The following is a 10,021-nucleotide window of genomic DNA, read 5'->3' on the forward strand; positions in this document are numbered from 1 at the left end:
GTTGTATTGCGCCCTCGATAGCTGTTGTACGGCTTTTTGTCAGTTTTATTTGGGATAAAATAACCCCGGAAATTACCATCGTTCCACCTAAAAGATGGTAGTTTTGCACTGTTTCACCTAACAGGGTTGTGGCAAGCGAAACCGCCACCACAGGTAACAAATTCATAAACATCGCACTAGAGTCTGCACCAATTAAATCGATCGCTTTTACCCACATCCACGGAGCCAACAAGGATGCAGCGACGGAAGCGTAAGCGATTAGGGGCAGTGAGCCTTCCGTGGGTAGGAGATGTTCACTGGTCAACCATAATGGTGTCAGCATTAAGACAGCAAACAACCCTTGCATATAAATAAGCGTCCAATTGCTTAGCGGCATTTTCCACCGTTTAAGTAACACACAATAAAGTGCGTAAACGGTTGCAGCCACCACCATTAATGCATCGCCATGTGTAATATCTTGATGCAAGAAGAAGCTCATATCGCCTTGACCTAGCATAAAAGCAAGCCCTGCGAGAGAGAGGACTCCTCCGACAACACTCAAAGCTGAAATGCGCTTGCGGAGCAGGGGAACACTAATGAATACACTGAGCAGTGGTACCAGCGAAGTGATCAACGACATATTTGATGCAGTAGTCGTTAGCCCTGCGTAATAGCCAAGAGACTGATTCAGTACCATGCCTAACATGGCTAAAAAAGCCAGTTTAGTTAAATGGGGCTTGATGATTACCCACTGGCGGATCACGGTGGGTAAGCAAAAGGGGGTTAGCAACAGCATCGCGACAAACCAGCGATAAAAACTCATCGCACTTGGTTCAATGGTTTCTGCGGCGAGCTTGTTGATGATAGAGTTACCACCCCAAATTAGAACCGTGAATAGTGGAAGAAGATATACCATGTGAGCCTCGTCGCAAATTGTGCTTTGGAGTATAGTGTGGCAGGTCTCTATAATTATATATATCTCCAAAACGACATTGCGAGCGATAGGAAGACAAGTTTGAAAAAAGCGCCCAGAAATCTTCACCCTTCACTATCGATTGACAGTGCGCCATCGGATGTCTTTATGAATTTCGATGCGTTTTTGTCAAACACAGAAACGCGAACTCATAGCCATCCATGGGGACAAGTGCAGCTAATTTCCGGCGGGATTTTGGAAATGGAAGCGCAAGAAACGCGATTTCTCGCTCCGCCTCATCTCGCGATTTGGGTTCCTGCGGGGGTGAAACACTGCAGCTATAATCGTAAGCCAATTGAATATTGTTCGCTCAATATTGATCGGGCTCTCACCCATGGTTTTCCCAGGCACACCAGTTTGATAAAAGTGACGCCCATCGTTTCTGCCATCATTGAGGATTTTCGATCGCGTGAAATCAGTGTGGCTCAAAACGCGCAAGATAAACGTTTAGTTCAAGTATTGCTCGACCAATTGGCAACGCAAGAAACGCAGCATCATTTTTTGCCTTCCACTAATCACAAATATTTAGCCCCGATTTTAGCGGCGGTAGAAGAAAACCCGACCGATGATACGACATTGGCTTTGTGGGCTGAAAAAGTACATACCACAGAGCGAACATTAGCGCGGCATTGCCAAACGGAACTAGGGATGAGTTTTACCGAATGGCGATTAAGAGTACGCTATCTCTATTCCATGGATTTACTGCGCACAGGGCATTCAGTGAAAGAGGTAGCATTAACTCTTGGCTACAACCAAGCCAGTCCTTTTATTACCATGTTTAAAAAATACTCCGGCCAAACGCCGGAACAGTATAAAAATCGCTTGTTATAATATTGCTTAAGCGTATGTAGGCACTTCATCCTGATCAAACTATAAAGAAGTGCCTTAGACTTAATTTGGTAATTTTTTACAACGTCTATTATTCATGAATCCATGACATAGGGGGTTGGGTGTTTTATCGTTTTAGCGGCACACGTAGTCCAAAGCGCCAACAATGGCGGCGACTTGTGCGTCATTACACTCTTGCGCTGTGACTTTTGGGCTATCTGGGTACACTTCGGTGGTGGTGCCGAAGTAGCAATTTGTGATGCCACCGCATAACCCTAACGCTTTCATGGGGTAGTTGATCACCCCTTCTTGAGTGATGGGAGAGCCGATGATCTCGCCTTTACTGTCGGCTGGTGCAATGTGCGTGACTTTGCGTACCGATTCAATAATGGCTGCTTGGAATTCTGGCTGCGGATTTTCCGTATCGCCGACAGTATAAAACCCATCGGGAATTGTATCGGCTTCATATCCAATGCCATCGCGCGCTGCTAGTGCAGGGCGAAACTCGCTTTCATCACTGTCTGTAGTTTCATGTAAATCAATATGCACCAACACGTCACCTAAGCTTGCGACCCAGCGCATTAAGCTTGCCGACTCTTCGGCTGGGCTATTGGCGTAAAATGAGCGATTAGGGTCAAGCGCTGATGGGTTCCAACGATTGATCGTTTCATAGCCCCAAGGGCTTACGCACGGGGCAACGGCAATGTTGAAATGAGATTGATACTGCTGTGCTTGAGTCGCTAAAAACTGCAACGCGCCGTGCACTCCGCTGGTTTCGTAACCGTGTACGCCACCTGTGATCAACACCGTTGGTTTGTCAGGGTTCCATGAGCGACTTTTTAAGGCAAATAATGGGTAGCGATCTTTGTCTATTGATAGTGCACCGTATTGCTCTACCTCAAAATCCGTTGCCAAAGCGTTAATCTTCGGCACGACTTCTTGCTGATATTCTCGTTTAATCGTCGTTTGCGCGAGCCACGCTTCGCGTTCTGCTGCTTGCCAAGGTGTGCCTGGCGTACCGATAGGATAAGTATAAACAGAGTACATGAGGGTTCCTTTCTGACTAGTTGCCCACAGAGTAAGAGGTGTGAGTGTCAAGAGCAATCAAAAATACCAAGCTGGATTTACCACAGCCCGTTAACAGGGTTCATTACCTCAACCTGTTTTTGGGGCAATGCAGGTTTGTTAGAGCAAGGAAATAGTCCAACTCTGGCCTGATAACTGAGGTAAATCATTGGCTAAACCGAACGGTCACATCTAAACTGCAACCAGACCAATGCAATTGAGTGAGAACACGATTGGAGAATAGTTTCCCCCTTTCTGAACTAATGATTTCGCTAACGACCGCCTTAGACATGACGGAAGGCCAACCACCGGAGCACTGCATTCGTTGTTGCTGGGTTGGTATGCATATTGGCATGCAATTAGAGCTCGATCAGGCTGAGCTGCATGATCTGTTTTTTACCTTGCTATTGAAAGATGCGGGCTGCAGTAGCAACGCCGCGCGAATTTGCGAGTTGTATGCCACTGATGATCTCGCTTTCAAACGGCGTTATAAAACCGTCGGAACCAGTCTATCGAGTGTGATTAACTTTATCGTCAAAAATACCGGTTCAGAGCAGAGCTGGGCAGAACGTATTTTAACTACCATCGACATTTTGAAAAATGGTAATGATTATGCACAAGAGCTTATTCAAACTCGTTGTACTCGTGGGGCTGATGTGGCGCGAGAGTTGCGATTTAGCGAAGTCGTCGCGCAGGGGATCCACTCACTGGATGAACATTGGAATGGTCAAGGGCGTCCTCAACAGCTAAAAGGTGAAGCCATCCCCCTTTTCTCGCGGATTGCGTTATTAGCTCAAGTGTTTGACGTTTTTCAAATGGAACATGATTTGGACGAAGCAATACGCGAGGTTACAGAGCGTAGTGGTGTATGGTTTGACCCACAATTGGTTGAGATTATTGAGCAGTTGGTGGATAACCCGCACTTTGTGGCTAGCCTCAAAGCCCCTGATATCAGCCAACGAGTGATGCATTTACCACCGGCACAAGCGCATCAGCCTTTGGATGAAGCGTATTTAGACTGTATCGTCACGGCATTTGGCAAGATTGTTGATGCAAAAAGCCCCTATACCGCAGGGCACAGTGAACGAGTGGCTGTGTATACTGATTTAATCGCACGACAATTAGCCATTTCGGAAACTGATCGATCTTGGTTGAGACGCGCGGCATTACTGCACGACATTGGTAAGTTAGGGGTCAGTAATGCCATTTTAGATAAACCCGGTAAGTTAGACGATATGGAGTGGAAAGCCGTTCAGGCGCATGCCGCGTTTACTGAACAAATCTTGCGGAAATTATCGCCCTTTAAGACGTTGGCACGTATGGCAGGGGCGCATCATGAGAAACTCGATGGTACTGGCTATCCGCGTGGTGTAAACGGTGATGAGATCAGCGTGATGACTCGAATCATCACGACGGCCGATATTTTTGATGCTCTCAGCGCGGAACGTCCTTATCGCTCCGCGATGCCAATTGATAAAGCACTTTTGATCATGCAAGAGAATCTACATACTGCCATTGATCCTGACTGCTTCGCCGCGTTACAGAGCGCTCTGGCTCAATTGCCAGCCGAATATACTCAGTCACTGAGCTAGTGTTCTTTACTGCTTTACTGCTTTACTGCTTTGCTACTTGAAGCGTCAGCACTGTTGGTGGGATTCTTATCGCTGTGTTTCCCTTCATCAGCGCTTGGTGTTACATTTTGTCACGCTTTGAATAATGAAAATGAATAAGAGAGAATTTGCATGGCAGGCGCGAGCTTACTTACCCTTCTTGATGATATTGCAACCGTGCTCGATGATGTGGCGTTGATGTCAAAAATGGCCGCGAAAAAAACGGCAGGCGTATTGGGGGATGACTTGGCGCTCAATGCTCAGCAGGTGTCTGGTGTTGCCGCTGAACGAGAGATCCCAGTGGTATGGGCAGTGGCTAAAGGCTCATTTCGCAACAAATTAATTTTGGTTCCCGCTGCCTTGCTGATGAGCTCATTAGCCCCTTGGTTGATAATGCCGCTCTTGTTAGTCGGTGGACTTTTTCTCTGCTTTGAAGGGGCAGAAAAAATCTTAGAAAAAGTGTTTCATACCAGTCATCACAGCACCGCTGACGCGGATGAGCGCATGCTCACTGACGTATCGATTGATGACTATGAAAAACGTAAAGTCGCTGGGGCGATTCGGACCGATTTTATTTTATCGGCCGAGATCATCGTGATTGCGTTGGGGACAGTGCAAGGCCATAGCATGGTGACACAAATTTTGGTGGTGAGTTTGATTGCAGTGGTCATGACCATCGGCGTTTATGGTTTGGTGGCAGGCATTGTGAAATTGGACGATTTAGGTTTCTACCTAGAGCGCACTTCAGATGGCGCAGGGCTGCGTGCTCGCTTTGGTAAAGGGTTGATCAGTTTCGCGCCTAAGCTCATGAAAGCATTAACTGTAGTGGGTACCGCCGCGATGTTTTTAGTGGGCGGTGGCATTGTGGTGCACAACATCCCTTTTATTCACCACGTGCTTGAACCTGTGATTGTAGCCGTTGCTGAACTCTCTTTATTAGCAGTAGTGATGCCAACCTTGCTTAATGGTTTCGTTGGTTTACTCGCCGGGCTGGCTGTGGTTGCAGTGTGGGGGATGGTGAGTAAATTGAAATCGTCCCATTAATTTTTTTTATGGTGATGATAACCATATTGAATGGTGATTTGCCCGCAGACGAATAGACTAGCGCTTTTCGTTTTTGGCAGTTCCCATTATGCAGTGTGCGTTTTTTGATCAACAGCTGTGCCGTTCTTGTACTCATTGCGCGGTTTCTTATTCAGAGCAGGTGAAGCGCAAAGATTTGGCACTAAAAGCGCTGTTTTCAACGCAGATGCCACAGCAGTGGCTAGAACCTGTCATAAGTGAAGAGACGGGTTTTCGTAACAAAGCGAAAATGGTGGCTCTTGGCGCGGCTCATGCACCGATTTTGGGTGTTGAATCCATGGTTGATGGGCTATCAACGCCCGTGTCGTTAGTGCAATGTGCTCTCTACCCACAAGAGACACAAGCGCTATTAACTTATCTACAAGATTGGATCCGTAGCTCGGGCATTCCTCCCTATAATAAAGCCAAGAAGAAAGGCGAACTCAAATACATATTGCTCACACGCAGCGAATATTCAGGTGAGTTTATGCTGCGTTTCGTACTGAGAAGCCGCGAAGCTTTAGGCCGAGTTGAGCAAAACCTCGCGCGGCTTCAGGCGCAGTTTCCAACCATTCGCGTCGTCTCAGTTAACCTTCAACCCATCCACATGGCGCGCCTAGAAGGTGAAGAAGAGATTTTTTTAACCGAGTGTGAGTATTTGATTGAGCAGTTTAATCAGGTGCCTATGGTTATCCGCCCGAAAAGTTTTTTCCAAACCAACCCGCATGTAGCGAAGCAGTTGTACGCGGCGGCGCGTGATTGGGTGAGAGAGATAAACCCAAGTCATATGTGGGATCTGTTTTGTGGCGTGGGCGGTTTTGCCCTACATTGTGCCAGTCCAACTACGGCAGTCACAGGAATTGAAATTGAACCAGAAGCGATCGCCAGTGCTAAACGCTCTGCCAAGACGATGGGCATTATCAATTTAGACTTTGCTGCGCTGGATTCTGCCCAATTCTCACAGGCTCAATCAATCGCGCCAGAGCTGGTGCTAGTCAACCCTCCGCGTCGTGGTTTAGGAGCTGAATTAGTTGAGCGATTGGTGGCTTTATCACCCAAACACATCATTTACTCAAGCTGTAACCCGCAAACGCTAATCACTGATATGCAAGGTATGGTGGGCTACTTACCCAAAAAACTGCAATGGTTTGATATGTTTCCACATACCGATCATAGCGAAGTGATGGTGCTATTAGAGCGTCAGCCTAAGCCGAGATAAGCGCTGTGTGGTGCAAAAATGATAAAGAGAGGGAAGCCGCGGCTTCCCTTTTTGATGCATTAATGGGCTATTTTACTGCCCACGCGACCGTTTCGCCGGCGCGGATCGGCACCACAATATCTGAGCCAAATGGCATACTTTCAGCAACTGGCCACTCTTCTTTGACCAAAGTAACGGTGTCGTTATTACGGGGTAGGCCGTAAAAATCAGGGCCATTGTGACTGGCAAACGCTTCAAGGTTGCCAATTTTACCAACTTGCTCAAACACCTCTGCGTATAACTCTAAGGCTGCGTGCGCTGTGTACGATCCAGCGCAGCCGCAAGCGGCTTCTTTTTTGCCTTTGGCATGAGGCGCAGAATCAGTACCCAAGAAAAATTTCTTATTGCCCGATGTCGCTGCCTGAATCAGCGCAAGCTGGTGGGTGTTGCGCTTAAGGATTGGCAAACAGTAAAAATGAGGACGAATGCCACCAGCAAGCATGTGATTGCGGTTATAAAGTAGATGATGCGCCGTGATCGTTGCCGCTACATTCTGGTTCGCATTTTTTACAAACTCGGCAGCATCGGCGGTGGTGATGTGTTCTAACACTATTTTCAGATTTGGGAAATCATTAACAATAGGAGCAAGCACTGTATCGAGGAAGGCTTTTTCTCGGTCAAAAATATCCACATCGTGAGCAGTTACTTCGCCATGAATCAGCAGCAGCATGCCAACCTCTTGCATCGCTTCTAATACTGGGTAAATATTTTGAGCGCAGGTTACGCCAGAATCTGAATTGGTGGTCGCCCCAGCCGGATAAAGTTTGGCTGCCACGACAGCGCCAGAAGCTTTGGCTTTGCGGATCTCATCAGGTGTCGTGTTATCGGTGAGATAAAGCGCCATGAGTGGCTTGAAAGAATCACGTGGTTTTTGCGCCATGATGCGCTGTTGGTACGCTAATGCTAATTCTGTGGTGGTGATCGGCGGGACCGTATTGGGCATGATCAGTGCGCGGCCGTTGTAGCGACTGATGTCTCGTACTGTATCGGCCAGCACATCACCATCACGTAAGTGAACATGCCAGTCGTCTGGACGAGTAATCGTTAATGTTTTCATTGGTTGCTCCCACCGGAAAATAAATTGATTGGAGCTTAAACGGGCTTCACTTTTAATGTTCGCGCAATCGCTTACGTTTAAGCGACAGGATGATAGAGGAAACAGGGGTGAATTTCATCCTTTTATTTTCCATAGGGTTAGCCAGCTTTGGCGATTTCCATTATCATCGCGTTATAAAAATACCTTCAAAAAAGCATAAGGATAGGCCATGTCGTCAGCTCAACTCTCACAAATTAACGTCTACCCAGTCAAATCGATAGGTGGCCTCTCGCAGTCCACCGCTTGGGTTGAAAAACAGGGGCTGGCTTTTGATCGGCGCTTTATGATCGCGTTAGCTGATGGTTCAATGGTCACTGCACGTAAGTATCCAAATATGGTTAAGGTCAATTCAATACTGGTTGCGGATGGTTTGATCTTCACGGCGGTGAACCAATCTCCATTAAAACTGCGTTATGCAGATTTCAAAATGCAACCTTCCTCAGCGCAAGTGTGGGATGACAACTTTACCGCTTACACCACAACCGATGAAGCGGATGATTGGTTTAGCCAAGTGTTAGGCCAGCGTGTTGAGTTGCTGTTTACCGGAGAACAATCAAACCGAATGCGTGAAAAAGTGGGTCACAATGTCAGTTTTGCTGATGGCTATCCAGTGCTGGTCATCAGCCAAGCTTCACTTGATGAACTTAATCGCCGCAGCCCTGAAGTGCACAGCATGGATCAATTTCGTACCAATCTAGTGGTACGAACCGATGAGCCTTTCGCTGAAGACAGCTGGAAACGGATCCGAATTGGTGAGGTAGAATTTGAAGCGGTAAAACCTTGCGAACGCTGTATTCTCACTACTGTTGATGTGAATAAAGGGGCTTTTCGTCCAACCAAAGAGCCGCTAAGAACCTTGTCACAATTTCGCGCTAACGAAAGAGGTGGGGTGTTTTTTGGGCAAAATTTAGTCGCAAAAAATGAGGGGATGATTCGAGTTGGCGACAGCGTTGAGGTGCTTGAGTACAAAGAGAAAGAGTTTTATCGAGATTTGGGCATGAGTCACCATGTGATGACCTGTGTTGAGCGTGAAGCGATTGCGCGTGATTTTGTCACGTTCTGGCTAGAGCCGAAAAAGGGTGAAATGCCAAATTATCAACCTGGGCAGCACCTACCAATCGAAGTTGTGATCGATGGCGAGAACGTGGCGCGCCGCTATACTTTGTCATCTAGCCCATCGCGCCCGGGTCGGTTAGCGATTTCAGTCAAACGTATTGATGGAGGTAGAGTTTCTAACTGGTTGCTTGATCACTTGCAGGTAGGAAGTACATTGACCACGCAATCACCGGATGGCTCGTTTCATCTGTCGACTCAGCACCAACAACCGTTGTTACTGTTGTCGGCTGGAAGTGGCGTGACGCCTATGTTATCGATGTTGCGCTATCTTGCCGATAATCAACAAATTCAAGATGTGGTTTTTTATCATCAATGCCGCAGCGTTGAGGATATTCCTTGCCGTGTTGAACTTGAAGCGCTTAAGCAGCGACATCCGGGGTTGAAAGTCTTCATTTCTCTGACTCAAGCTCCAGTAGATTGGTTTGGCCTGAAAGGTCGGCTCTCTTTATCCCATCTTAAGCAAATCCAACATGTGACTGCTCGCCAAGTGTTTGTGTGTGGGCCTGATGGTTTTATGCAGAAAGCAAAAAGCTTATTGTTGAAAAAAGGGCTTGCGGAAGAATCTTACCACCAAGAAGCATTTGGTGTGGCGCACACCGTCGCAGCTGAGCTGAAAACGTTACAACTGAGCGTCAATGGCCATGTATTTGAGGGTAATAACCAAACGACCTTATTAGATCAAGCCGAAGCCGCTGGCCTTGCGATTGCCAACAGTTGCCGAGCAGGGTTTTGTGGCGCGTGCAAGGTGACTGTGCAGTCGGGCAAAGTGCATCAACCTGACGTGCCAGCACTGCCTGAGCATGAACGTCATCTTGGTTTCGCTTTAGCGTGTTGTTGTATTCCTGAAACCGATATTGAGGTTGTAAACTAGTTTTCGCCTCACGCTGTTGCACTACAGTGACTTTGTCCAATAAAAATGCCTCTTGGGTCAGTGTTGACCGCAAGAGGCGTGACGTTGCCTAGTGATTTTTATTCGAAACCGTTTCAGTCTCTTGAAAGTGACTCTCTTAAAGCTAGTTGGCAAAATGCAGAAA

Annotated in this window: 8 protein-coding genes; 5 read left to right on the top strand and 3 right to left on the bottom strand. The window is 47.2% G+C overall.

What is annotated here, in order from left to right; all coding sequences use genetic code 11:
* On the bottom strand, positions 1-895 hold an 895-nt coding region (locus tag B9J87_RS02870), incomplete at its 3' end, for a DMT family transporter (protein ID WP_141201528.1).
* Between the two features lie 99 nt (positions 896-994).
* Here B9J87_RS02870 and B9J87_RS02875 point away from each other — a divergent pair.
* On the top strand, positions 995-1,783 hold the full coding sequence (locus B9J87_RS02875; protein WP_026027854.1) for an AraC family transcriptional regulator: 789 nt from the start codon (positions 995-997) through the stop codon (positions 1,781-1,783).
* A gap of 132 nt (positions 1,784-1,915) precedes the next feature.
* Here B9J87_RS02875 and B9J87_RS02880 read toward each other — a convergent pair whose 3' ends face one another.
* Positions 1,916-2,827, bottom strand: coding sequence for a M14 family metallopeptidase (locus B9J87_RS02880; RefSeq protein WP_176429466.1), 912 nt, complete (start codon positions 2,825-2,827; stop codon positions 1,916-1,918).
* 281 nt (positions 2,828-3,108) lie between these two features.
* Between B9J87_RS02880 and B9J87_RS02885 the strand changes: the two genes are divergently transcribed.
* The 3 genes from B9J87_RS02885 to rlmC all read left to right on the top strand — a co-directional run bounded on the left by B9J87_RS02885 (position 3,109) and on the right by rlmC (position 6,736).
* Positions 3,109-4,437: an HD-GYP domain-containing protein gene (locus B9J87_RS02885; RefSeq protein ID WP_094149319.1), complete on the top strand. Its 1,329-nt coding sequence runs from the start codon at positions 3,109-3,111 to the stop codon at positions 4,435-4,437.
* 150 nt (positions 4,438-4,587) lie between these two features.
* Positions 4,588-5,499 carry a DUF808 domain-containing protein gene (locus tag B9J87_RS02890; protein WP_094133011.1) on the top strand — a complete coding sequence of 304 codons (912 nt, stop codon included), beginning with the start codon at positions 4,588-4,590 and terminating at the stop codon, positions 5,497-5,499.
* Between the two features lie 88 nt (positions 5,500-5,587).
* Entirely contained in the window at positions 5,588-6,736 is a 1,149-nt protein-coding gene (gene rlmC / locus B9J87_RS02895) for a 23S rRNA (uracil(747)-C(5))-methyltransferase RlmC (protein ID WP_176429024.1), read from the top strand.
* Between the two features lie 67 nt (positions 6,737-6,803).
* On the opposite strand, the gene pyrC is transcribed toward rlmC, so the two are convergent.
* Positions 6,804-7,832: a dihydroorotase gene (pyrC, locus tag B9J87_RS02900; RefSeq protein WP_094133008.1), complete on the bottom strand. Its 1,029-nt coding sequence runs from the start codon at positions 7,830-7,832 to the stop codon at positions 6,804-6,806.
* A 208-nt stretch (positions 7,833-8,040) separates the two neighbouring features.
* Here pyrC and B9J87_RS02905 point away from each other — a divergent pair, with 208 nt between their 5' ends.
* Positions 8,041-9,858, top strand: a complete 1,818-nt coding sequence (locus tag B9J87_RS02905; RefSeq protein ID WP_094149320.1) for a hybrid-cluster NAD(P)-dependent oxidoreductase — start codon at positions 8,041-8,043, stop codon at positions 9,856-9,858.
* Positions 9,859-10,021: the final 163 nt, after the last annotated feature.

The sequence above is a fragment of the Vibrio sp. V19_P1S1T109 genome, assembly GCF_002241375.1.
GTDB classification, from domain to species: Bacteria; Pseudomonadota; Gammaproteobacteria; order Enterobacterales; family Vibrionaceae; genus Vibrio; species Vibrio anguillarum.